Genomic DNA, 26,008 nt, shown 5'->3' on the forward strand with positions numbered 1-26,008 from the left:
TGCAGCCAGCCACAACTCCTGTTGCCCCCGCTGAACGGAGTCGAAATGCCAGCCGAGCCGGGCCTGCCCCCCGAGGTCGCATTTGGCCATAAATTGCGCGAGCTACGCCATTCGCAAAAATGGTCACTGGAAGCTCTCGGGACCAGGGTCGGATATTCAGGGACGATGGTCGGCTACTTCGAGCGCGCGAAGCGCCCTGTTCCGGAGTCGTTCGTCGCGATGGCGGAGGCGGCGCTGGGGCTCGACGGAGAATTGGCGGCGCTCTGGAAGGAGATCAACCCCAAGGCCGCGCCCAAGTGGTTCCGGGCATGGCCGAAGATCGAGACTGCCGCCCGCGTAATCCGGAGCTGGGAGCCCCTCCTCGTGCCAGGGCTGCTTCAGACGTCCGACTACGCTCGCGCCGTCCTACGCGGGATTCCCGGAGCCACCGACGAGGAGGTGGAGGAGTTGGTCAGCGCCCGACTCCAGCGACAGCGCATCTTCGACCGTGCCTCTCCGCCGATGTACGCCGCCGTGCTGGATGAGGGCATCCTGCATCGCCCCATCGGCGGCAGGCAGGTCATGCGCGAACAGCTTGGACACCTGGCAACGCTGATGGATCACCCGAAGATCGCGATTCAGATTGTCCCTTTTGAGGCAGGCGCGACCACCGGGCTTCTCGGAGGCTTCGCCATCGCCCAACTTCCTGAGGCAAAGGATTGGGCTTACCTGGAGTCAGCATCGAGTGGCCAGGTAACCGATCGCGTTGACGAGATTCGGACGCTTAATGTGATATATGACACGATTCGGGCGTGGGCTCATCCCCTCCACGTCACGAAGGACGTGATACGCGACATGACAGCGAGGTATGAACCATGAGCGACGAGCATCCCGACGAGCTGGCGAACGCCGCGTGGCGTAGAGCCACCAAGACGGGCGCAAACGGCGGCAATTGCTTGGAGGTGGCACCCCTGTCCGGGGGACGCGTGGGCATCCGCGACTCGGAAGCCCCTGAGAAGCCCCCATTCGTCGTCCGTCCTGAGGTGTGGGACGCCTTCATCGACGGCGCCAAAAAAGGAGAATTCGACTTCTAAAGGGTAGGAGCCCTCGGTTGACCGAGGGCTCCTACCCTGTTGCCAAGCTCTCCGCCGACACACCCATCGAACGGGCAATGGGCTGACTGCCTGACGCGGAGGCAACAGTCGCCACTTCGCGGAGACTCTGTTGGAAGGGTCACATCCATGAGCCTGGCTATAGAACTGCGGCACGAACTGGCGGCCAGGATCGGCCCCCCTGGATGGCGCATCGCCCTGGAGACGGTGCCCCGCGAAGCGTTCCTCGGAAAGGCCGTCTACACGTACGAGCCCGAACGCGGCTGGGTGCCGGTGCGGCGCTCCGAGATGACCCCCGAGGACTGGCTTCGCCTGGTCTACACCGATGAGACATGGGTGACCCAGATCGACGGCGTGCTGGCCGAGGACGCGACCGATCCGGTGCTGATCTCCCGGCCTACATCGTCATCGACGCTTCCAGGGCTGGTCGTACGGATGCTGGATGCCGCCGAGATCGGCGAAGGCGAGAAGATCCTGGAGATCGGCACCGGAACCGGCTATTCCACCGCCCTGATGTGCTGTCGGCTCGGCGACGATGCGGTGACCTCCGTCGAGTTCGACCCCGTCATCGCTGCCCGTGCGAAAGCCGCCATCGCTGAGGCCGGCTACATGCCCATGCTCGTCCAGGGCGACGGCCTGCTCGGCTACGAGGCCGACGCCCCCTACGACCGGCTCATCGCTACCTGCGCGGTACGGACGATCCCCCGTGCATGGGTACGACAGGTCCGCCAGGGCGGGACGATCACGGCCCCCATGCTGGGCTGGACCGGAGGGGTCGCCTTCGCGCATCTCCACGTCACCGACGTCGGCACGGCCAGCGGCAGATTCCTCAGTGACGACGTGTACTTCATGCCCGCCAGACCGCACGCGGCCCCGCCACTCGACGCGATCCAGTTGGGCATCGGAGACGCGAGTGAGACCCAGGTGGATCCGTCGCTCCTGAAGAACGACACGGCTCTGTTCGTGGCCCAGCTTGCCGCTCCTCAGGCGCAGCATGCGTGGGCGGGGGACATCCTGACACTGGACGACACCGAGACCGGCTCGCACGCCGACGTCAGGCCGACCCCTGATGGCGGATGGGTGGTCCATCAGCACGGGCCGATCCGCCTATGGGACGCGATCGAGAAGGCCATCACGACGTGGCGGGAAGCAGGCAACCCCCATCAGTCCGGCTTCGGGCTCACGGTCGCCCGCGAGAGTCAGCGGGTGTGGCTCGGCGAGCCTGATGGGCCTCGCTGGGAACTCCCGTAATACAGGCCGTCCCTTTCGACCACCGGAAGAACCTGACGACTTCTAACCTCGGGCTTTCGCGGGGAATTTGAGCCGGGCTGATCGTTCACATGAGAAAAGTGCCTTTGAGCTGGGAGGATGGGGCTTGTCTAGAGTCCTGTCCACGCCAGATCAGAAGGCACTTTTCGAGTGAAGACTATCGCGTCCCAGCGCAAGATCGTGGTGTCCGCGGACGGTTCGGGACTCGTCTCCCAAGCAGGCGCCCTGCTGCTGCTCCACACCCTCCGCGCCACCGGCCTGGACCAAGCGTTATCCACCCAGTTGCAGTGCTGGCGGCCGGCCCGGGCCGTGCACGACCCCGGCAAGGTCATCGCCGACCTGGCCCTCACCCTGGCTCTGGGCGGTGACTGCCTGGCCGACATCGCGCTGCTGCGTTCCCAGCCCGACCTGTTCGGGCCCGTGGCCTCCGACCCCACCGTCTCCCGGCTGATCGACCGCCTCGCCGCCGACCCGGCCCGAGCACTGAAAGCCATCCGGGCCGCTCGCGCCGACGCACGCCGGCGAGCCTGGCACCTGGCCGGCCATCATGCGCCGGGAGCCGACGGAGAGCTGATCCCGCTCGACATCGACGCCACCATCGTCATCGCCCACTCCGACAAGCAGCACGCTACCCCGACCTGGAAGAAGACCTTCGGCTTCCACCCGATGACCGTCTTCGCCGACCACGGCCCGGGCGGTTCGGGCGAGCCGCTGGCGCTCCTGCTCAGACCGGGAAACGCCGGCTCCAACGCCGCTGCCGACCACATCGACGCCGCCCGGCTCGCCCTGGCTCAGCTACCCCGCCAGCGCCGCCGCCAGGTGCTGATCCGCACCGATTCCGGCGGCGGCACCCATGAGTTCCTGTCCTGGCTGACCCGGCCCGGCCGATGGCTGTCGTACTCGATCGGGTTCACCCTCACCGACGACATCCAGGCTGCGCTTCTGCGGTTGCCGAAGACCGCGTGGACACCCGCCTACGACGCCAACGGTCAGGTCCGGCCCGGCGCCTGGGTGGCCGAGTTGTCCGGTCTGCTGGATCTGGCCGGCCGGCCCAAAGGTATGCGCGTCATCGCCCGCAAAGAACGCCCGCACCCCGGCGCCCAACTGCGCTTCACCGACATCGAAGGGCACCGCTTCACCGCCTTCGTCACCAACACCAAGCAAGGTCAGCTCGCCGACCTGGAGCTACGCCACCGCCGCCGGGCACGCTGCGAAGACCGCATCCGCTGCGCCAAAGACACCGGCCTGGCCAATCTGCCCCTGCACGACGTCACCCAGAACCAGATCTGGTGCGAGATCGTCGCGCTGGCCTGCGAACTCATGGCCTGGATGCAGATGCTCGCCCTGCACGACACCGAGGCCCGCCGCTACGAACCCAAACGCCTACGGCTACGCCTGTTCGCCGTCGCCGGACGGCTGGTCCGCGGAGGGCGGCGCCTGCGCCTGCGAATCGCTGAGCGATGGCCCTGGGCCGGCACACTCCTGACCGCCCTGGCCCGGCTCCAAGCCCTGCCGGCACCCACCTGACCAGCACCAAACCGCCCCCACGAACCAGAAAGGACACCCACGGGCCCGTGGAACCCCGCCCACCCGGCGCGTCAATCGGGCTCTTCACGCTGACCACAACGTGAAATCAACCCTCGGCCGAACCGCTTACCTGACCATACGAAGATCGTGAAAGATCGAGGCTAACAGAACAAAATCCCCGGCTTTGGCCGGGGACTTTGTCGTTGCTAATAGCTTGCTGTTCTGTTTTCCGTGGCACCCTGCGGCACGACAGCCGGGCCGGCGCGGTGACCACAGCACGCGGTTCGACCTCGGCCGACCACACCTTGATCACGCGAAATCAAGGCTAGTTGAAGCAGTCCTGCTTGTTGAGTGCGATGCCGTAGGAGGCGACCTTGCCGCGGGTGACCTCGAAGGTGTAAAAAGCCTTCTTGTTGCCGGAGACCTTGATCGTGTAGTAGCCGTGGAAGTTCTTCTTGATGCGCGGGTAAGCGGCCTTCAACTGCTTGGCAGTAGAGCCGATCTTGATACCTTCAGGGGTCTGCATGCCCTTCGCGGCGAAGATGGCGGCCAGTCCCACGGTTGGCGACATGTAGGTTTCGACCGAGTTCTTCGTATTCGGGACCTTTTTCAGGTCCCAGGCGGTACACATGCCTCCGGTCGGGGTTTTCCCCGCCGCCTCCCCCGTCGCCCTGGCCTGCTTGACGGTCATGCCGAGCTTGACGGCACCGTAGCCGTAGGGACCCAGCGTCGGCTTCGCCTGGGCGACCGCCGCGGTGGCGCCGGTGAGCAGCAACGAGCCCGCGAGGAGCGAGGTCCCGATCATCATCTTCATCATGTCTGCTTCGATGAGGAAACACCGGAAAAGGTTCGAGTCAGGATCAAATTGTGCAACCGGCAAGGCTGCAGCCAGGTAAGCGATGACCTCTGTAGCGCCCGGTGCAGTCGGGTACGTTCGTGCTGTCCGAGATCTCCGCTGCTCGTGAGGACCTGTCATGAAAGCCATCACCGTCCGAGACCGCGCCGCCGGGGTGGCCGGACTTTCCCTGACGGAAGAGCCGTACCCACACGCCGCCGAGAACGACGTCATCGTGCGGGTGCATGCCGCGGGGTTCACCCCCGGAGAGCTCGACTGGCCGGGAACGTGGGCCGATCGTGCGGGCCGTGATCGGACGCCGAGTGTGCCCGGGCATGAGGTGTCGGGTGTCGTCGCCGAGTTGGGGTACGGAACCACCGGCCTGACCGTCGGCCAGCGGGTGTTCGGGCTGACCGACTGGGCCCGCAACGGCTCGCTGGCCGAGTATGTGGCGGTGGAGGCCCGCAACCTCGCGCCGCTGCCGGCGGGCATCGACCACACCGTGGCCGCCGCGCTGCCGATCTCGGGGCTGACCGCCTGGCAGGGCCTGTTCGACCACGGCCGCCTCGCCGCCGGTCAGACCGTCCTGGTTCACGGCGCCGCGGGCGGTGTCGGTTCTCTCGCCGTGCAGCTCGCGCGCGAAGCGGGCGCCCGGGTGATCGGCACCGGCAGGGCCGGTGCCAGGGATACGGCGCTCGGGCTCGGCGCCGACGCCTTCCTCGACCTGGAGAACGATCCCCTCGAAGAGGCCGGCCAGGTCGACCTGGTGTTCGACGTGATCGGCGGCGACATCCTGGACCGCTCGGCCGCGCTGGTGCGCCCCGGCGGCACGCTCGTCACCATCGCCTCGCCACCCACGGTCCGGCCCCGGGACGGGCAGGCGATCTTCTTCATCGTCGAACCCGATCGCGCCCGGCTCGCGGACCTGGCCTGGCGGCTCCGGGACGGACGGCTCCGCGCGATCGTCGGGGCCGTGCTGACGCTCGCCGAGGCGCCCTCCGCGTTCGCGCCCACCCACCGTACGCCCGGCAAGACGATCATCCGGGTCGCGGACGGCGACTAGCCGGGCGGTGCGCTGCCGTACAAGCAGGTCATGGAGCAGGCCAGACCATCACCAAGGCTTGAACGCGCCCTTGGTTAGCCTCCCAACTGCCGGGACAGGGTAGCGGGAGCCGGGGCGCCTCGCGATCGTCCCGGCCGCCTCGCAGAGCCGAGCAGGGAAGGGAGTCGCCGTGATCCCAGTACGGTTCGCCGGTGGGTTTCTGGCTGTCGGCCTGGTCGCCGCGTGCGTTCCCTCCGCGGAGCGTGCGACCGGCACGGTGCCGGTCGCCGCCGAGGCGCCGGTTGCCGCCACGACTTCGCAGCCACCGTCCGAGACGGTGACGCCGCTGTTGGAACAGGCGCTTCCGAATGCCGAAGGCAAGACGTTCACCTCGGCGATCGTCGACTTCCCGCCCGGCGCACGCGCGGTGCCGCATCGGCACGGCGAGGCTTTCGTGTACGCCTACGTGCTTGAGGGCACGTTCCGCAGCCGGCTCGGTGGCGAACCAGTGCGTACCTACCACCAAGGCGAGAACTGGGTCGAGCCGCCGGGCGCCCACCATGTGCTCACGGAGAACACCAGCCGGACAGAACCGGCGAAACTGCTGGTCGTCTTCATTTCCAGCACCGGAGATGAGATCAAGGTCGACGATCCACCGGGGTAGCCGGCCGCCAGATCACCAGAGGGACGAAGGAACCCATGGGCAACGAACACGCACACCATCTCGAGAACCCCAACGCGACCACGCCGCCGCCGAAGATCGAGCTCGTCTCGTCGGTGCCGGCGCCGCCGACGCCGGACAACGCCGAGGTGATGACGATCCACGTCACCCTGCCACCGGGCAGCGAGGGCAACCCGCCGCACCGCCACACCGGTCCAGCGTTCGGGTTCATGATCAAAGGTGAGATGCTCTTCGAGCTGGAAGGCGAACAGCAGCGAGTCCTCAAGGCCGGGGAGTCGTTCTGGGAGCCGGGCGGCGATCTCATCCACTACCAGGACGGCAACAACCTCCCGGACGCCGAGACCGAGTTCGTCGTCACGATGTTCGGTGTGGCCGGGCAGCCGATGCTCATCCCGGTGAGCGCGGAAGAACTCGAAGAGCGGCGGGACCGACGAGCCCCTCGCCCATGAGCGGGGTTTTCACCGGCGTGCCTTTCCGTTCCGTCCCACAACTTCGCCTTGGCGATTCTTCGTGACCGGGTCACAATTGGCGGCGTTTCGAACAGCGGAACAGCCACCGAACTGGTGCCGCTCCTACGCGAGCGCGGCGCCGTGAGCAGAATCAGGGCCGCTTACCGCTTTCAGTTGCTCGAGTAAAACGCCGAGGCTGGTCCCGCGCTGAGGCTCTTGTGGCGGTGGCAGGTCGGCGATCGCGCCCACCAGGAGTGGTCCGTCCAGCAGGTCGGCGGTGAACGTCACGCCGGTGAGGCGGGCCGCCATCGCGAACATCCGCGCGAGGCCATGTCCGGACAGGTCGTCGAAGCGTTGGTCCCAGTCCTCATCTGAGCTCTCCTCGAGAGGCAGGCCGAACTCGCGCATGAGGCCGGCGAGCCGGTCGGTGTCGGCACCGGAGCGACGCTCGGGAAAAGTCGGGTCGAAAGCCGTGAGCACCATGCCGTCCGCGGCGTAATGAAAGTAGTCGCAGGCGTAGTCATGCCGTAGGACGGACACCACGTCGGTGCCGGCCGACAGCCGCGCCAGCGTCGGGTTGTCCGTCCCCGACCAGCCGCACGGTTCCACCGCCGCGCACCCATCGCCGGTTGCGACCACTCCGACATAACCCCCTCCGTCACCACCCTCGGTCACCATCGTGAAGTCGGAGACCGCCAGCTCCAGGTCGGCGAAACTCATCTGCGTGCTCGTGCGGGCGCCGAACCGGCGCAGTACCTCGGCCGGGTCGAGCCCGCGCAGCAAGGTCACGCAGTAGATCTCGCCGAGCAGGTTGCCCCGATCGCCGTACGGCGGTTGCAGCCAGCGGAACGGCGTCAGCGCATCGATGGTCATGTCGCGATCTTGGCAGGCCCTACCGACATAGGTAGGTCCACCGACGTCATCACGCAGGAGGCCGCGGAGATTCTCAACCCACTGATCAAGCCACTGGCGGCCTTCGAGGGCGTGGCCCGATCTCACCGGCGATAAGCGACGTCTTCGGCCTCAACTCGTCCCAGGTTGAGCGGGCCGAGATCACCGGGTGCGGCGGGCCAGCAGGGTGATGCCGCCGATGGCGGCCGCGGCGGCGGCCAGCCAGATGAGGATGTCGCGCCCGGTCAGCCCCACCGGCTCGGCCGCCGGTTCGGCGGCGCGGGTGCCCTGGGTCGTGGGACGGTCCGGGGACGCGGAAGCCCGCGGGGTCTCGGCGGGCAGGGCGGCGGCCGGCAGCGGGACCCGGTAGACGGGACTCTTGGGCCCCTCCGAGCCGGTCAGCAGCGCTTTCCCGTCGGCGGTGTAGGTGATGGACTCCGCCTGCTGCAGGTCGGGCATCGAGACCTTGCTGATCTGCTCGCCCGACGGCCGGTACAGGGTGGCGGAGAAGTAGGTGCGGACGACGTACGAAGAGCCGTCGGGCGCGTAGGCGGCGTCGGTGGCCATCAGCGGTGCGGCGGCGACCTTGCGCAGGACGTTCGCCCTGCCGGTGCGCAGCTTCTTGGGTGCCGCGTAGACGCTGCCGGCGAACTCCTTGGACACGACGTACAGCCGGCCGGTCTTCGGGTGGACCATGATGCCCTCGGCGTTGCGGGCGCCGTCGGCGTAGCGGAACCGGTAGCGGATGGCGGGGAGGGTGGCGTCGGTGAGGTTGCGCGGTTCGTTGACCTTGTAGATGGAGATGTCGGGCCAGGCGCCGTCGAAGTTGTCGCCGATGTCGGCGAACCACAGGACACCACGCCCCGTGGCTGGATCCTTCGAGGCGGCCATGGCCTCCCAGTCGCGCGCCTCCGCCCCCCGCAGCCGGAAGGTGGCCTTCGTCCGCCCGTCCTCGCCGACGGCGTAGAACTCGGGCTGCGCCGCGCTGTCGTTGTGGGTGTAGTAGACGCCGTCGTGGCTGGGCGAGACGGCCAGCCCGCTGGACTCGGTGATCCGAGCGTCCCTGAACGTGAACAGCTTTTCATCATCGGCGGACGCCAAACCAGGCGACAAGCCAGATAGACCGTACGCCGGTGCCGTGCAGACGGCGAGCAGCACGCCCGCCACAACGCACGCCCGAATCATGATTCCCCCACGCCGCAATCATGCCCCAATCGCCCCCATGCCCGACTCCCCCACGCGGGCACTGTGCCGGTGAAACCCCACCCCCTGCAGGCCGACGAGCAGCACGTTGACCACCACCAGAGCCACCCACAGCCCATCGATCCCCCAGGTGACGGCGACAGGCACGGCCGCCGACACCAACAGGCCGTAACCGGCGGCGAAGTAGCCCAGGCTGGCTCCGGACCGTTTGAGCGCGGTGAGGCCGATGCCCTGCACGGCCTGGGCGGCGTCGGCCATGGATGCGGCCACCATCAGGGGCAACAAGGAGAGCACGCGCTCACGTACCCCTGGATCGTCGCTGAACAGCGCCATCACCGGATCGCCGAGCAAGAGCAGCGCGAGCGCGGCGAGACTGGTCGCGGTGACGGCGAGCAGGGCGGCGGTCCGGTTGGCCCGCCGGGCCTCGGCCGTGGTGCGCGCCCGCGCGACCTCCGGCACCGACGCCTGCGCCACCGACAGCGAGGCCAGCATGGTGAACCCGGTGAGCGTGCTCAGCACGGCGTGCGCGGCGGTGTCGCGGGGACTGGTCAGGCCGGCGGCGAAGGTGACGACGCCCAGCCCGCCGAACTTGATCAGGATCGTCCCCGCGAGCGGCACGCTCACCCGCGCCAGGCGGACGATCTCCCCGGCGCGCGGCCAGGCCTGGCCGACCCGGCGGCCGAGGGCACGACGCAGGCTGAGGTTCGCGACGGTCACGGACGCGACGCCGGACAGCAGCCACGCCACCCCCACCCCGGTGAGCCCGAGCCGTGGCACCAGGGCCACGGCCAGCACGATCATCACCGCCGTGCCGGCCAGGCTGGACCAGAGCACCCCACGGCTGCGGCCGATCGCGACGAGCACCGACGTGGCGCCGCCTCCGGAGGCGTAGACCAGCAGGTAGAGGGCTAGCAGCCAGGGCAGCGCGCCGATCTCGGCGACCACCTCGCCCGGCACTCCGGCCAGGCCCGCCAGGAGCGGCACGCCCAGCACGGCCAGGCCGCCCGCCACGCCGACGAGGAGGCTGAGCCAGCGCGCGTCCCGCAGAATCGGCACCACCGCGTCCGGATCGTCCCGGTGTGGCGCCACGAACGGCGCCAGGCCGCGTAACGCCCCCGCGACGGCGGTGGCGGCAGGCGTCAGCACGGCGGTCACCACCGCGAAGGCGGCCAGCGTGACGGTGGCGTGCCGGCCGAGCACGGCGGTGACGACGAGCGAGCCGACCAGCCCCGTCACCATGGACAGCAGCAGCGGAATCGCCGCGCGGAGCAAACCGGTCATGACGGCCAAGGCCCCCCTCTAGGCTGGAGTCCACTCCAGGTACTTAGGCTGGCAGGCATGGATTACGTGAAACTCGGACGTAGCGGCCTCCGGGTCAGCCCGCTCTGCCTCGGCACCATGAACTTCGGCCCGTACACCTCGGATGACGACTCGTACGCCATCATGGACCGGGCCCTTGAGCTGGGGATCAACTTCTTCGACACCGCCAACGTCTACGGGTGGAAGCTCGGCGAGGGCATCACCGAGAACATCATCGGCCGGTGGTTCGCCAAGGGCGGCGGCCGCCGGGAGAAGACCGTCCTCGCGACCAAGCTCAACGGCGCGATGAGCGACTGGCCCAACGACGCCAAGCTGTCCGCGCTGAACATCCGCCGGGCCTGCGACGCCTCGCTCAAGCGCCTGCAGACCGACTACATCGACATCTACCAGGCCCACCACGTCGACCGGGACACCCCGTACGACGAGTTCTGGGAGGCCATGGACGTCCTGCGCCAGCAGGGCAAGATCGTGTACGTGGGGTCGTCCAACTTCGCCGGCTGGCACATCGCCAAGGCGCAGGAGGCGGCCACCAGGCGCGGCTCGTTCGGCCTGACCAGTGAGCAGAGCCACTACAACCTGCTCACCAGGACGGTCGAGCTGGAGGTGCTGCCCGCCTGCCAGGACTACGGCCTCGGCGTGATCCCGTGGAGCCCGCTGGCCGGCGGCCTGCTGGGCGGCATCCTGCGCAAGATCGACAAGGGCCGTTCGGCCAACGAGCGCATGGTCACGGAGCTTGAGAAGCACCGCGACAAGATCGAGCAGTACGAGAAGTTCTGTGACGACCTGGGCGAGGACCCGGCCCACGTGGGGCTGGCCTGGCTGCTGGCCCAGCCGGCGGTCACGGCCCCGATCATCGGCCCGCGCACCATGGAGCAGCTCGACGGCACCATGCGAACGCTGGAGATCAAGCTGGACGAGCAGGCGCTGGCCCGGCTGGACGAGATCTTCCCGGGGCACCGCCCCGCGCCGGAGGACTACGCCTGGTAGTCAGCCGCCCAGCAGGGCGCCGACGATCACGATCAGGAAGAGGAGGCCGAGCACGGAGGGCAGCAGCCAGGAGCGAGAACGGTCCACAAGGCGAGCCTAGTCTCGTGCCGGCGATGCCAGCGCCCATTCGTCGAGTGACTCGTACCTCACCTGGGCACCCTGCTCGCTCTTGACGAGCCGGATGCTCTCCGCCCGCCAGGTCGAGCCGGTGAATTCGGACAGCGACGCGACGAGCGGGCGGAGATCCGTCTCCGCCCGCGCTCGGGCGAGCGTGAGGTGCGGGTGAAAGCGCTTCTCATCAGTCTGTACGGCCCCCGCCCGCCGAGCCCCCGCCCTGACCGAGCCGGCCAGCCGCGTCATCGGGTCACCGGACAGCCCGGCCCAGAACACCCGGGCGCGTGACACGGACGAGAAGGCCCCGAACCCGGTGAAGGCCAGGGTCGGGGCGGTGTGCCGGTGGACGGCGCGGGCCAGGCGGACCCTCAGGTCCGGCAGCACCCGCTCGGGCACCTCACCGAAGAAGGCCAGCGTGATGTGCCAGGTGGCGCGGTCCGGCCAGCGCAGGCCCGGCACCTGCCCGACGTGCGGCGCGATGGCGTGTTCGAGCTCGTCGAGCACCTCGTCGGGCGGCACCACGGCCGCGAAGAGCCTCATGTCACCCGATTGTGCACCGAAACAGGTCAGGCGGTGACCGGCGCCCGGCGCGCGACCCTCGCGACGATCAGCTTGGTCGCCAGGACCGCGAGCGCGGTGCCCACGAGGACGAGCGCGCCGGAGAGCACGACCCCCGTCCTGGGGCCGCCGAGCTCGGACATCCAGCCGACCAGCGGCGCCCCGAGAGGCGTGCCACCGGTGAAGACCAGCATGTAGATGCCCATGACCCGGCCGCGCATCTCGGGGGAGGTGGCGAGCTGGACGATGGAGTTCGCGGCCGTGTTGATGGTGATCAACGCGATGCCGGTGGGGATCAGCATCCCCAGGTAGACCGGGTAGACGGGGGCGAAGCCGGAGGCGATCTGGAACAGCCCGAACCCGATCGCGCCGGCGAACAGCACCTTGCGCGACATGCTCGCCCTGCGCGCGGCCAGCAGCGCCCCGGCGAGTGCGCCGACGGCGAACATGCTGGAGGCCAGGCCGAAGGAGGACGCCCCCGCCTTGAAGACCTCGCGGGCCATCAGCGCGATCGACATCGAGAACGACTGGGAGAACATCGACACGAACGCGAGCAGCAGAATCGGCATCAGCAGCTCTTCGTGCCGGAGCACGTACTTGAGCCCTTCGCGGAGCTGGCCCTTGGCGCGTGGCACCGGATCGGACAGGGTCAGCTCGGACTTGCGCATGAAGACCAGGCTGGAGATGACGGCGGCGAAGGTGAGCGCGTTGACCAGGAAGATCGGGCCGGTTCCGCCGAGCACGTAGATGAGCAGTCCGGCGAGCGCCGGTCCCACCACGCGGGCCAGGTTGAAGATCGAGCTGTTGAGCGCGATGGCGTTGGACAGGTCCCGCCGGCCGACCATCTCGACCACGAACGCCTGCCGGGTCGGCACCTCCACACAGGAGATCAGGCCGAGCGTGAACGCCATCACGTAGACGTGCCACACCTGGGCGGCACCCGTCATGGTCAGCACACCGATGCTGAGCGCGAGGGCGGCCATCAGCGACTGCGCGGTGATGAGGATCGGCCGCTTGGGGTAGCGATCGGCCAGCACGCCGCCGAACATGCCGAACAGCAGCATCGGGAGGAACTGCAGTGCGGTCGCCGTGCCGAGCGCCGCGGCGCTGCCGTTGGTCAGCTCCAGCACCAGCCAGTCCTGGGCGGTGCGCTGCAGCCAGGTGCCGATGTTGGAGACGGCGCCACCGGCCGCGAACATGCGATAGTTGCGAACCCTGAGTGACCGGAACATCCCGGTCCTGGGTTCTTCGGGCTCCTCAGGCTCTAGATTCTGCTGAGCTTCTCCAGAATCGGCGCCGCCTGCCTGAGAATCGAGCGCTCCTCGGGGGTCAGTTCCATCAGCCGCTGGGTCAGCCACGCCTCCTTGCGGGCGCGCTCCTCCTTCAGCAACTGCCGGGCGGCCTCGGTCACGCTCACGGTCACCTGGCGCCGGTCGGTCGGATGCGGGGCGCGCTGGAGCAGCCCACGTTCCTCTAGGGCGGCGACCACGCGTGTCATCGAGGGCGGTTGCACCTTCTCGAGTCCGGCCAGCTCGCCGGGGGTTATCGAGGAATGGCGCTCCACCGCGGCGAGTGTCGCGAACTGCGTGGGCGTCAGCGAGTGCGCCGCCGCCTGCCGCCGGAGTCGCCGGGTCAGTCTTGCCAATGAGACGCGCAGCGCTGAAGCGAGGCCCGCGCCGGTGCGTAGGTCCATCTTGGGCTGAGGTGTGGTTAGCATGAGTCATTACCTTTGCTAACTATATAGCAGATCGCGATATTTCCCTAACGGAGGAAGTGTCTCACTCCTTGATACACCGGGGCGGCCCCCAGCGCGCGGGGCCGCCCCAGCCGTCTCACAGCCCGAACAGCACCCTGATCGGCCCGAGCGCGAAGTACACGACGAACAGCAGCGCCACCCCCCACATCAGCGGGTGGATCTCCTTCGCCTTGCCCCGCACGACCTTGATGAGCACGTACGAGATGAAGCCGGCGCCGATGCCGTTGGAGATCGAGTACGTGAACGGCATGAGCGCGATGGTGAGGAACGCCGGGATGGCGATCTCGTAGTCGGTCCAGTCGATGTCCCGGATCGCGGTCATCATCAGGAAGCCGACGATCACCAGTGCGGGCGCGGCGGCCTCGTACGGCACGACGCTGACCAGCGGCGTGAAGAAGATCGCCACCAGGAACAGCAGGCCGGTCACCACGCTCGCGAGGCCGGTCCTGGCCCCCTCGCCGACCCCGGCGGCCGACTCGATGTAGGTGGTGTTGGAGGAGACCGATCCGGCGCCGCCCGCGACGGCCCCGAGCGAGTCGATGAGCAGGATCTCCTTGGTACGCGGCAGCGTCCCGTCCTCCTGCACCAGGTCCGCCTGGCGGCCGACGCCGACGATCGTGCCCATGGTGTCGAAGAAGTCCGTGATGAGCAGCGTGAACACGAACAGCAGCGCCAGCAGGACGGAGACCGAGCTGAACGCGCCGAACGGGTCGAACTCGGTGAAAAGCACGAGCGGGTTGTGGAAGCCGAAGACCTCGGTCGGCCAGGCGGGGACGGTGAGCTGGAAGCCGCCCGGGTTCTCGGCGGAGAACTGACCGGAGGACGTGAAAGCTTCCACGATGATCGCCAGGACGGTGGTGACGACGATGCCGATGAGGATCGAGCCCTTGACCTTGCGCGCGACCAGCGCGGCGGTGAGGAGCAGGCCGACCACGAACACGAAGATCGGCCAGGACGTCAGGCTGCCCGCGATGCCCATCTCCAGCGGCGGCCCGGCCGGCACCCGGCGCACGAATCCGGCGTCCACGAAGCCGATCAGCGCGATGAACAGGCCGATGCCGACGCTGATGGCGGTCTTGAGCTGATTGGGGATGGCCTTGAACACCGCCACCCGCAGCCCCGTCAGGACCAGGATGCCGATCACGACACCCTCCAGGAAGATCAGGCCCATGGCCTCTTCCCAGGTCATCAACGGGGCGATGTTGAAGGTGACGAAGGCGTTCAGCCCCAGCCCGGCCGCCAGCGCGAAGGGCACCCGGGCCACGACGCCCATGAGGATGGTCAGCACGCCGGCCACGAACGCGGTCCCGGCGGCCACCAGCGCCACGTTGGGCGTGGTGCCGTCGCCGATGACCTCGCCCTGAATGTCCTTACCGTTGGCGATGATGATCGGGTTCAGCACCACGATGTAGGCCATGGTGAAGAAGGTGGCCAACCCGCCCCGGACCTCACGGGATACGGTTGAGCCACGTGCGGAGATTGCGAAGAAACGATCTATTGCATGACGAGTGTCGTTCACGGGCGAAGAGTGACAGTTAGGGTGTTTTGCCACAAAGACCGGTAATCGGATCGAGACCCGATTGGAAGCTAGGGTGGATGTCGTGACGCAGCAGTGGCACCCCGACCCCGAGCCGATCGAGACCAACGACACGGCGGCCGTCGGCATCGGCACCGGCCTGTGGGCGATCGCCCTGGTCGCGTTGCTGATCTTCCGCCCCGCCCCGGAGAACACCTGGTGGATCTGGACCTGCCTGACGGGCGTCGGGTTCGGCTTGCTGGGCATGTGGATCGTGAGCCGGCCCCGCCGTAGCTGACATCTGTCACGTCCGGGCCCTGGCCGTTGTCACCCCGGACCCCTTCAGGAAGTCACCCGAAAGAGCTGTTACGCCGCACTACATGGGTATTTGTCCTGCCATCATGCTAGATGCCATGAAGAAGACCTTGTTCACATTCCTCGTGGGTGTGACGGCTCTCGCCGGGTGCGGCACCTCCGGCGAGCCCGCGGCCCAGCCCACCACCACGCCGACCGCCCAGAGCGCCGGCACGGTGGCCTGGAGCACCTGTACGGGCCTCACCGGCCCCGACGGCAAGCCGGTCGCGCCCGACCCGGCCGTCCAGTGCGGCAAGGTCGCCGTCCCCCTCGACTACGCCAAGCCCTCCGGCGACACGATCGACCTGGCACTGCTCCGCATCAAGGCCACCGGCGACCGGCTCGGCTCCCTGGTCTTCAACTTCGGCGGCCCCGGCGCGTCAGGCGTCGACACGATGCCCCTGGCCGGCCGGGCCTTCGCCAGCCTGGGCACCCGCTACGACCTGGTCAGCTTCGATCCGCGCGGCGTCGAGCGCAGCGCCGGCGTCACCTGCGGCGGCGAGATCGACAAGCTGCTGGAGTCGACCGTCGCCGCGGACGGCGACCGGCTCGCCAAGGAGTTCGCCGCCGCCTGCGAGAAGGACTCCGCCAAGGTGCTGCCGCACGTCGGCACCGTCAACGCCGCCCAGGACCTCGACCGCATCCGCGCCGCGGTCGGCGACGAGAAGCTCAACTACTTCGGCCTGTCGTACGGCACCCACCTCGGCGCCGTCTATGCCACCAAGTTCCCGCAGAACGTCGGCCGCTTCGTCCTGGACAGCGCCTACGACCCGACCGTCACCTTCGAGGAGCGGGCGGTGATCCAGGCGACCGGCTTCGCCAAGTCCTTCGACGCCTTCGCCGAGAGCTGCGTCGCCCAGGGCTGCGACCTGGGCAAAACCGGCGACGAGATCGAGCGGAACGTCGAGAAGCTGCTGGACGGACTCAAGGACAAGCCGCTCAAGGTCGGCGACCGCGAGCTCACCTACGGCCTGGGCCAACTGGCCATCATCACCCCGCTGTACGCCAAGGCCACCTGGCCCATGCTGGAGCAGGGCGCCGCGGCCGCCATCAAGGGCGACGGCAGCACGCTGCTGTCGCTGGCCGACTCCTACACCGGCCGCAAGCCCGACGGCACCTACTCCACCATGATGGCCAGCCTGCAGGCGATCAACTGCGTGGACAGCGCCGAGCGGCCCACCGAGGCCGAGACGGCCGCGATCAACGAGAAGGTGCGGAAGGTCTTCCCGATCCTGGCCGCCGACAGCTCCTCCGGCGGGGCCTGCGCCCACTGGCCCGCCGAGGGCACCGACGAGGCCAAGAAGATCGACGCCACCGGCTCCGCGCCCATCCTGGTCGTCGGTGGCAAGGGCGACCCCGCCACCCCCTACCAGTGGGCGGTCTCCCTCACCGAACGGCTCAAGACCGGCGTCCTGGTCACCTACGAGGGCGAGGGCCACGGCGCCTACCTCAGCGGCAGCAGCTGCGTGATGCGCACGGTCGACGCCTACGTGCTGAACGACAAACTCCCCGCCGCCGACACCACCTGCCCCGCCGCCTGACCACCCACCGAGCCTGCCCGGCCGAACCCGCCAGGCAGGCTCACCCGGAGACCGCGGCAAACCACGCAGCGAACATCCGGGCGACCCCAGCCCAGGCCGGACTACGACAAATCCCGACCTGGGCCGACGTTATGACGAAATCCTGACTTGGGCCCGCCCTTGGGACGGCCTTACGAATGGGCCGGCTCTTGGGCCGGGTTACGACAAGTCCGACTCGGCCAGCAGGAGGGGCACCGCGTCGGGGTCGCGCAGCAGGGCGGCGACCGCCAGCCGGTCGTTCCACTGGCCGGTGGCCCAGGCCAGGCCACGCGCCAGCCCGTCCAGGCCGGTGCAGTGCACGGCGCCCTCGAAGAAGCGCCACGCGCAGGCCACCCCGTCCACCAGCAGCTTGTCGTGCTCGACGTAGGTCTCGGGGGCCGTCGGGAGCAGCGAGCGCACCTGGGGCGGCACCTGCCGCGTCTCGCCCGCCGAGGTGACCTCGCCGGAGGTCATCTCGCCGGCGAGCGGCAGGTCGAGCAGCTCCGACAGCGACTCGGCCAGGTCGTACGGGGCCAGCACCAGCGGATGGTGGGTGACCAGTTGCAGCAGGTCGGGCGCCTCCACCACGACGACCTGATCGGCGTCGGCCACCACGATGTCGCCGCCGAGCACCGAGCGGACCCGGGTCGGCGGCGCCACCCGGGACGGCTCGACGCCCGCCAGCGCGATCCACAGGGCGCGCAGCTGAGCCCGGTCGACCACGATGGACTCGTCGGCCATCAGGTCGAGCAACTCCTCCGGGCCGCCGTGCGACTCCAGCAACTCGGCCAGCGTGCTGCGCACGCCGAGCATCGCCAGCGCCGCCTCGTCCAGCCCCGCCGGCGCGTCACCGTAGAGGCCCTGCAGCAGCGGGTCGGCTCCCGGCAGCCGCAGCTCGCGCGGCTTGCGCCCGCCGAGCACGGCATGACCGGCCAGCCACCAGGCGGTGTAGGAGGGCACCTCGACGCCCTCGACGCGCAGCGGATGCAGGGCGGCGCGCAGCGGCGGCCTGGTCAGCAGCGCCAGCGCGGCCGCCCAGTCGGCGACGAGCTCCAGGTCGCGCACCGCCACGAACTCCGGCACCACCGGCGGCACCTCGAGGTCGGGCAGCAGGTCGTGCAGATGGTCCAGCCAGTCGTCCTCGCCGTCGAGGTCGTGGTCGCAGTCGTCCTGGTCGAGCAGCACGTCGGCGTCGTGCACCACGGCGAAGCCGTCGAGCACCCCGGCGGCGGCCAGCACCCGCGGCCCGTAGGTGGCCACCAGGTCGTCGGCGGCCACCCCGAGGTGCGTGTCGGGCTCCAGCAGTCCCGCCAGCGCGCCGCCGGCCAGCATCAGCTCGCCCGCCGGATAGAGCTCGCCGTCGGTGCCGCGCAGCGCCAGCTCCGCCAGCCACGGCGCCTCACCGGGCGCCAGCGACGCCGACTGCACCAGCGACAGCACCGCCTTGGCCAGCGGCTCGGGGTCGGAGCTGTCGATCGACTGGGCGACGGCCTCCCTGGTGAGCGGGTCTTCGAGGATGGTCCTGGGGGTGGCCTCGGCGGCGCCCAGCCGCACCAGCGTCGGATGGGCGGCGTCCGGGTGCACGATGCGCAGCCCGAGCGGCGCGAGATCGAGCCCCACCTGCTCGGCCCCGCCGCCCGAGGCGACCGAGCCGGGCTCCAGGATGAGCGTGCCGCGCGGGCCGCGCACCAGCCGCCCGTCGGCCAGCGGCACCGGCAGGGCGCCCAGCGACTCGGGGTCGTCGGCCGGCAGCACGTCGTAGAGCGAGCGCCACCACGACGGGTCGCGCGCCTCCACCGCCTCACCCGACAGCAGGTCCACCACCTCGGCCAGCTCCACCCGGCGCACGCCGAGCGAGCCCATGGCGGGATCCCTGGCGGGCCAGCCGGCCGGCAGCAGGCCAGGAACGAAGTCGGCGACGGCCGCCAGCAGCTCCGACGAGCCCGCGACCACGGCGGCCTCCCGGCCGGCGACGACCCAGCCGTCCGCCCCCGGCTCCTGGGCCGGGTGCTCGACCTGCCACTCGGCGTCGGGCTCGTAGACGTCGGCGTCGGCGAACGACGGCGTCTGCACGGCGGGGGCGGGAGCCGACAGCGCGGGCAGCAGCGGGACGTCGGGGAGCCGCTGCAGGATGGCCCGGCGCACCCGGGCGTCGAGCTCGCCCTTGCCCATGAGGGCCGGGACCAGGTTGAGCAGCTTGGGCGTGCGCGGCAGCTCCTTGAGGAGCCGGACATAGGCGTCGGCGGCCTGCTCGACCAGGAAGTCGGTCAGCGGGCCCTTGGCCACGTGGCGGCGGTCGGTGGCCATCGGGAAGGAGGCGATGAGCAGCGCGGGCAGCGCGAGCGGCTCGTCGCTGGGCGTCGGCGCGTGCACCACGGGCGGCACGTTGGCCGGCAGCGGCCCCGGCTCCCCTGTGCCGGTGAGCGGGACGGCCCAGCGCACCGACCAGAAGGGCCGGGCGCGCTCCTCGGTCGGGCGGTCGGCGAAGAGCGCCGCCACCTCGTCGGGGGCGAAGTCCCCGGAGGCGGAGACCACGTGCCAGCCGTCGGCCGACACCGTGCGGATCTCGCCGCCGAGGTCGATCTCGATCGCGGTCAGGGCGGGCATGCCCAGCGGCAGCGCCGGGCCCGCCTCGGTGAGCATCCGCCGCACCGCCTCGGCCGACGCCTGGTCACGCAGCGGGAGACGTACGACGGAGTCGAAACCGTCGGGGACGTCGAGCGGGTCGGCCGCGAACGGCAGGCGCAGCAGCGGGACGTGGCCGGAACGGGAGGTCAGCTCGCCCGCGAGCCCCGGCACGGCGGCGACCAGCTCGGTCGTCCCCGCGCGCGACCAGCGGACCGCGCCCGTGGCGCGGGAGCCGATGGCCGGCTCGTCGCAGACGGAGACCACCGCCGCGAAGCCGACGCCGAACCGGCCGGCCGCGCCCACCTCGTCACGCTTGCCGGACACGCGCAGCGTCGACAGGCCCTCCACGCCGACGGCGTCGAGCGGCGCGCCGGTGTTGGCCGCGATCAGCACGTCATCGCGTAGCGTCAGCCGGAGCACCCCAGGCACGCCCGCTCGCAGCGCCGCGTCGGCGGCGTTCTGCGCCAGCTCGACGATCAGCCGGTCGCGGTAGCCGCCGAGCGCGAAGTCCTCCTCGGCATTGGCGTCCTCGCGGAATCTGGCGGGCGAGGCCGTCCAGGAGGCGAGCACGGCGGCCCGCATCCGGTCGGTGCCAAAGGTGTCGGTCATCGATCACGATCCTGTACATGAAGTAGGCGAGACACCGTAGGTTAGCGGCCCTCGCCGACACTTCCTGACAGGAAAAGGATCAGGAGTGGCCGAGCTCCTCGGAGGCGGCTTCGTCCACCGAACCGGCCTCCTCCTCCATCATGTCGAAACTCAGCTCATCGAGAATCGGCAGGGCCTGGTCCACGGACGGCGGCATGACGGCGGCCTCGGAGTGCGCGCCGCAGCCGTGGTCGGCGGCGACCACCCGGCCGTCGTCCGGCGCGTACTCGTTAGTGCAGACGCCGAACATCTGCCGGAGCCCACCCGCGAGCAGCCAGTAGAAGCCGCAGGTGGAGCACTGCGCGGGCGCGGCGTGTGCGATCGGAGTGTGCGGCCCGTGCTCGCCCGAATGCCAGCGTCTGGCGGTCCGGTCCTTGCCGATGGCCGAGAGCACACGTGCCCGGCCCAGGCCGTACTCGAAAATCATCTGACGATCGGTGTCGTCGTCGGTGTCGTTGAACCCCGGCTCCAGCCGGTCGTCGTCCTCCGGGGTCGGCAGCAGATCGCCCACCCCCAGGTCGCCCGGCCGCAGCCGCTCGCTCCACGGCAGCCACTCGGGCGCCAGCAGCGCGCCCTGGCCGGGCAGCAGGACAGCCTCGCTGACCGTGACCTTCTTCGCCCGGGAGGCACGGGTGACCGTGACCGCCCAGCGCCAGCCGCGGTAGGCGCGGTCTTGACAGGCGAAGTAGTGGGTGACGATCCGGTCGCCCTCGCCTTCGTAGCCGAGGTGCTCGCCCGGCTCGCCCGGTCGCGCGAGCTCCCCTGCGGCGGCGCGCGCCAGATCCACCGCGTCGACACATGCCTGATCGAGCGCGGAGACGCGGGTCCTGGCACGGCTCATCGGCCCGCCTCCGCCGAAAGGTGCTGTTCGCTCACACTTCATTCTCACCCATGGCAGGACCGGACGGGGCCTCTCGTGCAGATCCGACGCTGAGATCGCCCGGAGAACGGACAGGACTCGACACGGCCGTACGGGGATCTCCGGTGCACATCCGGCACTGAGCTCACCCGGAGAACGGATGAGTCCCTTACGGACGGATGGGGATCTCCAGTGCGGATCCGGCGCTGAGATCGCCTGGCGATCGGGTAAGACTGGTAGGCGTGGAGGGAGGCTGGGAGCGAGCGAGAGAGATCTCGCGACGCATGGGACGCGGCGTCGCCGGCGCGGGCCGCGCGACCGTACGCGCCGGAAAGGCGACCGCGGGCGGCACCGCCCGCGCGGGGCGGGCCACGGGCCGGGGCGTGCGCAATGTCGGTCTGGCCACCCGCCGCCTCACCCACGCCCACGGCGCCGACCGCACCGGCCTCGGCCGCCTGATCGAGCTCACCGCCGGGCACAGCGCGGGTGACACGCTGGTCACCGTGGCGCTGGCCAGCACCGTCTTCTTCGGGGTGCCGGTCGGCGAGGCACGCGGGCCCGTCGCCCTCTACCTGGTCATCACGATGCTGCCGTTCGCGTTGCTGGCGCCGTTCGTGGGGCCGATCCTCGACCGGTTCAGGTCGGGCCGCCGCTACGTCATGGCCGGCACGCTGTTCGGCCGTGGCCTGCTGTGCTTCGCGATGGCCGCCGCCGTGGGGCCGCAGGACCTGCTGACGCTGTTCGCCGGGGCGCTGGGCGTGCTGGTGCTGTCCAAGGCCTACAACGTGTCGCGGGCCGCGATCATGCCGAGCGTGCTGCCCGCCGACATCACGCTCGTCTCGGCCAACGCCAGGGTGGCACTGTTCTCGCTGGTGACCGCCGGGGTGATGGTGCCGATCGGCGCGGGGCTGACGCTCTGGCTGGGCAGCACCATGATGCTGCGGGTGGCGATGGTGGTGTTCCTGGTCGCCGGCGTGTTCGCCGTCCGGCTGCCGCGGCATGTGGACTCCCCCGACCTCGACGAGGAGACGCCCGAGGAGGGCCGGGCGCCGCGCTGGCGGACCCTGCTCAACGTGGGCCCGGCGGTGGGCGAGGCGGTCTGGGCCAACGTGGCCATCCGGCTGTTCTCCGGCTTCCTGCTGTTCTTCCTGCTCTTCCTGGTGCAGGACAAGGGCGTGCCGTGGCTGGCCGTACCCGACCCGTTCTTCGACACGCCGAAGACGATCGCGCTGCTGGCGGCGGCGGCCGGGATCGGCGGCCTGATCGGCGCGTTCGCCGCCAACTGGACGCGCAACCACGCGCCCGGCGCCATCGTGCTGATCACGCTGGGCACGACCGCGGTGACCACAGTGCTGGCCGCGATCTTCTTCGGCCTGTGGGCCGCGGTCGCGGTCTCGCTGATCACCGCGTTCGCCCAGGAGCTGGGCAAGCTCGCGCTCGACGCGATCGTGCAGCGCGAGATCGGCGAGGAGGTGCGCTCGTCCACGTTCGGCGTGGTCGAGGCGATGCTGCAGCTCGCCTGGGTGTTCGGCGGGCTGATCGGGCTGGTCCTGTCGCTGACCGAGAGCAGCACGGCGGGGCTGGTCACGCTGGCCGTGGCGCTGACCGCCGTGCTCGGCTGGCTGGTCGTGACCAGGCGCACCCGCATCCGCGCCGCCAACCGCCGGGCCCGCGCCCAGCACGCCGACCCGCCCCCGGCGGCCCAGCCCTCCGGCCCGCATCCCGGCCCCCGGCCGGACCGGTACGCGGACGAGCAGGCCGAGCAGGAGGACACCACCGACCGGTATGCCGACCAGCAGGCGGACCGGCAGGCCGACCCGACCGTGGACCACCGGTATTCAGGCCAGCAGGCCGAGCCGCTCGATACCACCAAGCCGCTGACGAACCCGTTCGGTTAGGCGTCGAGGTCGTCGGCCACTGCCCTGAGCACCTGGGCGATCTTCTTGGCGTGCGCGGCGTCCGGGTGCTTGCCCCGCTGGTAGGACGTCGAGACGTCGTCGAGCAGCTTGATCAGGTCCTCGACGATCACCACCAGCTCGTCCGGCTTCTTACGCTTGGCCTTCGGCTTCGCCTTCGCCAGCGTCGGCGGCTGCTCGAGGATCCGCACCGAGAGCGCCTGCTGGCCGCGCCTGCCCTCCGCGACGCCGAACTCGACCTTCTGGCCGGGCTTCAGTGGCCCGGCGCTGGCCGGGAGCGCGGAGGAATGCACGAAGACCTCACCGCCGTCGTCACGGGTGAGGAAGCCGAAACCCTTGTCGGCGTCGTACCACTTGACCTTGCCACTCGGCACAGGAGGACCTCGTTCAAACAGTCGTGATTAGGTGATGGACGTAGGTTATGCCCCGCAGAGCGGCAGGGCGACCGGGTAAATGCCGGTGAATTAGCGGACTTCCTCGCGCGAGCGCCAAGCGGCGAACCAGGTGCCGAATTCCGTCAGGTCGCTCAGTGCCACATCTGCACCATGATCGCGCAACTGCCCCACTGTGTACGGACCGGTCGCCACCGTCACGCTGACAGCGCCGCCCGCCCGCGCCGCCTCGATGTCCGCGACGTGATCGCCCACGTACGCCCGCGCGCCGAAGCGGGTGAGCGCCGAGCCCTTGGCCGCGCCGAAGACCGAGCCGGCCACCTCGTCCACGTCCAGTCCGAGCCGGCGCACGGTGCTCCTGGCGTCCCGGAGGTTCTTCCCGGTCACCACGATGACCCGGCCGCCACCTGCCCGTACGCTCTCGATCGCCTCGTGCGCTCCGGCCATCGCGGTGTGCGCCGGCACGCCGACCTCGGGGTAGATCTCCCGGTAGAGCTCGGCCGCGTCCAGGATCGCCTCGGCGGGCAGCCAGTTGGCCAGCTCGTGCTCCAGCGGCGGCCCGAGCCGCGCGACGATCGCCTGGCTGTCGATGGGCACGCCCAGTCGAGAGGAGAGGGCATCGTAAACCGCCGCGATCCCCGTCCTTGTATCCGCCAATGTCATGTCCAGGTCGAATCCCACCGAAGTCCCCACAGGTGAAGGATGCCAAAAAAGGTGGCGATCCGCGTAACGGGCCCTGGTTGTGGGACCGTAGGAAAGACAGAAAGGAATTACTTACCGGGACGGAAGCGGCCATCGCGGACAGGACCTCGGCGCACGGCGCCGTGCCGACTACGCTCCTCACCCGGAGGTATCAGGAGAGATGACCAGATCGCCAAGCGCGGGCCCGCCCGTGACCACGAGCACCCGTGCCCGGATCATCGACGAGGCGCTGCGGCTGTTCGCCGAGCGGGGTTACGCCGCCACCTCGGTGGCCGAGATCGAGGCGGCCGCCGGGCTCTCCCCCGGCGCCGGCGGGCTCTACCGGCACTTCAAGTCGAAGTACGAGGTGCTGTCCGCGGCGATCAACGAGCACGCGGCCAGGACCCGCACGCAGGTCGCCGACGGCCTGGCGGAGCTGAGCGGCATGGAGACCTCGGTGGACCTGGAGGTGCGGCTGTCCCGCCTGTGCCGGGCCGGCCTGGCCAAGGTCCGCGAGGAGTCGGAGCTGACCCGGGTCTTCTTCCGCGACCTCAGCCAGTTTCCCGAGCTGGTGGCGGTGGTGCGTGAAGGGCTGCTGCAGCCCATGTTCGACGCGATCACGACCTGGTTCGGCAGCCAGCCCGAATACCGTGACGCCGAGGTCGACTGGGCGAGCATCGGCGCCGTGCTCGGCGGGGCGGTCGTGCACTACCGGCTGTTCCAGGAGACGGTGGGCCTGACGCCGGGCAACACGGAGAAGGACCAGTTCGTCAGCGCGTGGGTGCGGCTGGCCGTCGGTCTGCTGCCCAGCCCCGCGCCCGTCACCTGACGCCTCAACGGCCGGCGTCGCCGTCGAGGAGCCGGAAGACGAGCCAGGCGACGCCCGCACCCGTCCCGATCATGAACATCACGCCGCTCGCGTCGAAGAACTCCAGCATGAACGCCTGCAGCCCCGGCCGGTCCCCCACCCGCAGGCCGCCCACGACCACGCCGCCCACGGTGTAGCCGAGCAGGGGCGCGAAGACCCCGATCAGCCGCTCACGCAGCGTCCAGGCGTCGCTCGCCATGACCAGGATCGCGCCGAGCGCCCACACCATCACCGGCACCCGGAAGATGGCCACGGCGGGCAGGTTGAAGGGCACGAGCAGCGCGGCGACCACGAGGATCGCCAGGGCGGCGATCTCCCGCGGGTGGTCCTTGACGACGGTCCTGGCGTCCCGGCCGCCGGTGGCCAGCGGGTTCGCGGTGAACATGGCCGCCCTGCGCAGCCAGGCGAACGGCAGACCCCGCTCCGGCCCGGCCGGCCGCCGCCCGACCGGCCCGCGCGCCACGCCCGGCGGCAGGCTCTCGTCGTCCCTGATCCTGGGGAAGGCCGCCGTCGCGCCGGACCGCGCCGCCGCCGGATCGGGGTGCGCCGCGGGCCCGACGGTGGGCAGGGCCGGCGAAACCCCCGTTCGTACGGTCTCAGGGGCGGACTCGGCCAGCCTGCGCACCTCCCGCTCCACCAGGAGGGCAGGGTCGCCGAAGTGGTCGAGCACCTTGGCCATCCGCCGGGCGTCCTCGCTGCCCTGCCGCTCCTCCTCGATCCTGGCCCGCAGCCGCCTGGTGAAGTCGATCCGCTGGTCGGCCCGGAGCACCCCGTGCGCCGCGTCGGCCGCCGCGCTGACGTAGTTGAGGATGAGCAGGTCCACTCGCTCTGTCACGCCTAGCAATGCTGCCCCAATGAGCAGG

At 69.9% G+C, this 26,008-nt stretch carries 25 protein-coding genes; 12 read left to right on the plus strand and 13 right to left on the minus strand.

Translation table 11 applies throughout. The features are described from left to right. Nucleotides 1–45 precede the first annotated feature (45 nt). From OHA68_RS08340 to OHA68_RS08355, 4 genes are all read left to right on the plus strand, one after another. Nucleotides 46–858 carry a helix-turn-helix domain-containing protein gene (locus tag OHA68_RS08340; protein WP_327107097.1) on the plus strand — a complete coding sequence of 271 codons (813 nt, stop codon included), beginning with the start codon at nucleotides 46–48 and terminating at the stop codon, nucleotides 856–858. Further along, nucleotides 855–1,073, plus strand: a complete 219-nt coding sequence (locus OHA68_RS08345; protein ID WP_327107098.1) for a DUF397 domain-containing protein — start codon at nucleotides 855–857, stop codon at nucleotides 1,071–1,073. The genes OHA68_RS08340 and OHA68_RS08345 overlap by 4 nt, the downstream gene beginning before the upstream one ends. Before the next feature lie 147 nt (nucleotides 1,074–1,220). Continuing rightward, nucleotides 1,221–2,342, plus strand: a complete 1,122-nt coding sequence (tgmC, locus tag OHA68_RS08350; protein ID WP_327107099.1) for an ATP-grasp peptide maturase system methyltransferase — start codon at nucleotides 1,221–1,223, stop codon at nucleotides 2,340–2,342. Between the two features lie 168 nt (nucleotides 2,343–2,510). Further along, nucleotides 2,511–3,887 carry an IS1380 family transposase gene (locus OHA68_RS08355; RefSeq protein ID WP_327107100.1) on the plus strand — a complete coding sequence of 459 codons (1,377 nt, stop codon included), beginning with the start codon at nucleotides 2,511–2,513 and terminating at the stop codon, nucleotides 3,885–3,887. 325 nt (nucleotides 3,888–4,212) lie between these two features. Here OHA68_RS08355 and OHA68_RS08360 read toward each other — a convergent pair whose 3' ends face one another. Further along, on the minus strand, nucleotides 4,213–4,704 hold the full coding sequence (locus OHA68_RS08360) for a hypothetical protein (RefSeq protein ID WP_327107101.1): 492 nt from the start codon (nucleotides 4,702–4,704) through the stop codon (nucleotides 4,213–4,215). Between the two features lie 157 nt (nucleotides 4,705–4,861). Here OHA68_RS08360 and OHA68_RS08365 point away from each other — a divergent pair, with 157 nt between their 5' ends. The 3 genes from OHA68_RS08365 to OHA68_RS08375 all read left to right on the plus strand — a co-directional run bounded on the left by OHA68_RS08365 (nucleotide 4,862) and on the right by OHA68_RS08375 (nucleotide 6,895). Next, nucleotides 4,862–5,785: an NADP-dependent oxidoreductase gene (locus OHA68_RS08365; protein WP_327107102.1), complete on the plus strand. Its 924-nt coding sequence runs from the start codon at nucleotides 4,862–4,864 to the stop codon at nucleotides 5,783–5,785. Nucleotides 5,786–5,954: 169 nt separating this feature from the next. After that, entirely contained in the window at nucleotides 5,955–6,428 is a 474-nt protein-coding gene (locus OHA68_RS08370; RefSeq protein ID WP_327107103.1) for a cupin domain-containing protein, read from the plus strand. 35 nt (nucleotides 6,429–6,463) lie between these two features. Beyond that, nucleotides 6,464–6,895 carry a cupin domain-containing protein gene (locus OHA68_RS08375; RefSeq protein WP_327107104.1) on the plus strand — a complete coding sequence of 144 codons (432 nt, stop codon included), beginning with the start codon at nucleotides 6,464–6,466 and terminating at the stop codon, nucleotides 6,893–6,895. A gap of 123 nt (nucleotides 6,896–7,018) precedes the next feature. Here OHA68_RS08375 and OHA68_RS08380 read toward each other — a convergent pair whose 3' ends face one another. The 3 genes from OHA68_RS08380 to OHA68_RS08390 all read right to left on the minus strand — a co-directional run bounded on the left by OHA68_RS08380 (nucleotide 7,019) and on the right by OHA68_RS08390 (nucleotide 10,270). Further along, complete coding sequence (locus tag OHA68_RS08380) at nucleotides 7,019–7,768, minus strand: DUF6461 domain-containing protein (RefSeq protein ID WP_327107105.1); 750 nt, start codon at nucleotides 7,766–7,768, stop codon at nucleotides 7,019–7,021. Between the two features lie 180 nt (nucleotides 7,769–7,948). Then, nucleotides 7,949–8,899 carry a hypothetical protein gene (locus OHA68_RS08385; RefSeq protein ID WP_327107106.1) on the minus strand — a complete coding sequence of 317 codons (951 nt, stop codon included), beginning with the start codon at nucleotides 8,897–8,899 and terminating at the stop codon, nucleotides 7,949–7,951. Between the two features lie 90 nt (nucleotides 8,900–8,989). Continuing rightward, nucleotides 8,990–10,270 carry an MATE family efflux transporter gene (locus OHA68_RS08390; RefSeq protein ID WP_327107107.1) on the minus strand — a complete coding sequence of 427 codons (1,281 nt, stop codon included), beginning with the start codon at nucleotides 10,268–10,270 and terminating at the stop codon, nucleotides 8,990–8,992. A 57-nt stretch (nucleotides 10,271–10,327) separates the two neighbouring features. Between OHA68_RS08390 and OHA68_RS08395 the strand changes: the two genes are divergently transcribed. Continuing rightward, nucleotides 10,328–11,296: an aldo/keto reductase gene (locus OHA68_RS08395; RefSeq protein WP_327107108.1), complete on the plus strand. Its 969-nt coding sequence runs from the start codon at nucleotides 10,328–10,330 to the stop codon at nucleotides 11,294–11,296. 96 nt (nucleotides 11,297–11,392) lie between these two features. On the opposite strand, the gene thpR is transcribed toward OHA68_RS08395, so the two are convergent. The 4 genes from thpR to OHA68_RS08415 all read right to left on the minus strand — a co-directional run bounded on the left by thpR (nucleotide 11,393) and on the right by OHA68_RS08415 (nucleotide 15,276). Continuing rightward, on the minus strand, nucleotides 11,393–11,950 hold the full coding sequence (gene thpR / locus OHA68_RS08400; protein ID WP_327107109.1) for an RNA 2',3'-cyclic phosphodiesterase: 558 nt from the start codon (nucleotides 11,948–11,950) through the stop codon (nucleotides 11,393–11,395). Nucleotides 11,951–11,976: 26 nt separating this feature from the next. Next, complete coding sequence (locus tag OHA68_RS08405) at nucleotides 11,977–13,200, minus strand: MFS transporter (protein ID WP_327107110.1); 1,224 nt, start codon at nucleotides 13,198–13,200, stop codon at nucleotides 11,977–11,979. Between the two features lie 32 nt (nucleotides 13,201–13,232). After that, a complete protein-coding gene (locus OHA68_RS08410) occupies nucleotides 13,233–13,685 on the minus strand; it encodes a MarR family winged helix-turn-helix transcriptional regulator (protein ID WP_189144175.1) in 453 nt (150 codons plus the stop codon). Between the two features lie 115 nt (nucleotides 13,686–13,800). Further along, complete coding sequence (locus OHA68_RS08415) at nucleotides 13,801–15,276, minus strand: NCS2 family permease (protein WP_327107111.1); 1,476 nt, start codon at nucleotides 15,274–15,276, stop codon at nucleotides 13,801–13,803. Nucleotides 15,277–15,325: 49 nt separating this feature from the next. On the opposite strand from OHA68_RS08415, the gene OHA68_RS08420 reads away from it, so the two are divergent. Then, a complete protein-coding gene (locus OHA68_RS08420; protein ID WP_189144173.1) occupies nucleotides 15,326–15,538 on the plus strand; it encodes a DUF2530 domain-containing protein in 213 nt (70 codons plus the stop codon). A gap of 115 nt (nucleotides 15,539–15,653) precedes the next feature. After that, nucleotides 15,654–17,135 carry an alpha/beta hydrolase gene (locus OHA68_RS08425; protein WP_327107112.1) on the plus strand — a complete coding sequence of 494 codons (1,482 nt, stop codon included), beginning with the start codon at nucleotides 15,654–15,656 and terminating at the stop codon, nucleotides 17,133–17,135. Nucleotides 17,136–17,333: 198 nt separating this feature from the next. Here the strand turns inward: OHA68_RS08425 and OHA68_RS08430 are convergent, their stop codons facing one another. Continuing rightward, nucleotides 17,334–20,390 (minus strand): sacsin N-terminal ATP-binding-like domain-containing protein, encoded by a 3,057-nt coding sequence (locus OHA68_RS08430; RefSeq protein ID WP_327107113.1) that lies wholly within the window; start codon nucleotides 20,388–20,390, stop codon nucleotides 17,334–17,336. Nucleotides 20,391–20,469: 79 nt separating this feature from the next. Continuing rightward, nucleotides 20,470–21,270 (minus strand): DUF3027 domain-containing protein, encoded by an 801-nt coding sequence (locus tag OHA68_RS08435; protein ID WP_327107114.1) that lies wholly within the window; start codon nucleotides 21,268–21,270, stop codon nucleotides 20,470–20,472. 302 nt (nucleotides 21,271–21,572) lie between these two features. Here OHA68_RS08435 and OHA68_RS08440 point away from each other — a divergent pair, with 302 nt between their 5' ends. Beyond that, on the plus strand, nucleotides 21,573–23,186 hold the full coding sequence (locus OHA68_RS08440) for an MFS transporter (RefSeq protein WP_327107115.1): 1,614 nt from the start codon (nucleotides 21,573–21,575) through the stop codon (nucleotides 23,184–23,186). On the opposite strand, the gene OHA68_RS08445 is transcribed toward OHA68_RS08440, so the two are convergent. Together OHA68_RS08445 and OHA68_RS08450 are read right to left on the minus strand one after the other, a co-directional pair. Further along, nucleotides 23,183–23,578 (minus strand): cold-shock protein, encoded by a 396-nt coding sequence (locus OHA68_RS08445; RefSeq protein WP_327107116.1) that lies wholly within the window; start codon nucleotides 23,576–23,578, stop codon nucleotides 23,183–23,185. The two genes, OHA68_RS08440 and OHA68_RS08445, sit on opposite strands and share 4 nt — an antisense overlap. Before the next feature lie 90 nt (nucleotides 23,579–23,668). Continuing rightward, a complete protein-coding gene (locus OHA68_RS08450) occupies nucleotides 23,669–24,289 on the minus strand; it encodes an HAD family hydrolase (RefSeq protein ID WP_327107117.1) in 621 nt (206 codons plus the stop codon). A gap of 169 nt (nucleotides 24,290–24,458) precedes the next feature. Here OHA68_RS08450 and OHA68_RS08455 point away from each other — a divergent pair, with 169 nt between their 5' ends. Then, nucleotides 24,459–25,106, plus strand: coding sequence for a TetR/AcrR family transcriptional regulator (locus OHA68_RS08455; protein WP_327107118.1), 648 nt, complete (start codon nucleotides 24,459–24,461; stop codon nucleotides 25,104–25,106). 4 nt (nucleotides 25,107–25,110) lie between these two features. Here the strand turns inward: OHA68_RS08455 and OHA68_RS08460 are convergent, their stop codons facing one another. After that, a complete protein-coding gene (locus OHA68_RS08460) occupies nucleotides 25,111–25,980 on the minus strand; it encodes a hypothetical protein (RefSeq protein ID WP_327107119.1) in 870 nt (289 codons plus the stop codon). Nucleotides 25,981–26,008: the final 28 nt, after the last annotated feature.

The organism is Nonomuraea glycinis (genome assembly GCF_035920485.1).
In the GTDB taxonomy this organism is placed as follows: Bacteria; Actinomycetota; Actinomycetes; order Streptosporangiales; family Streptosporangiaceae; genus Nonomuraea; species Nonomuraea glycinis.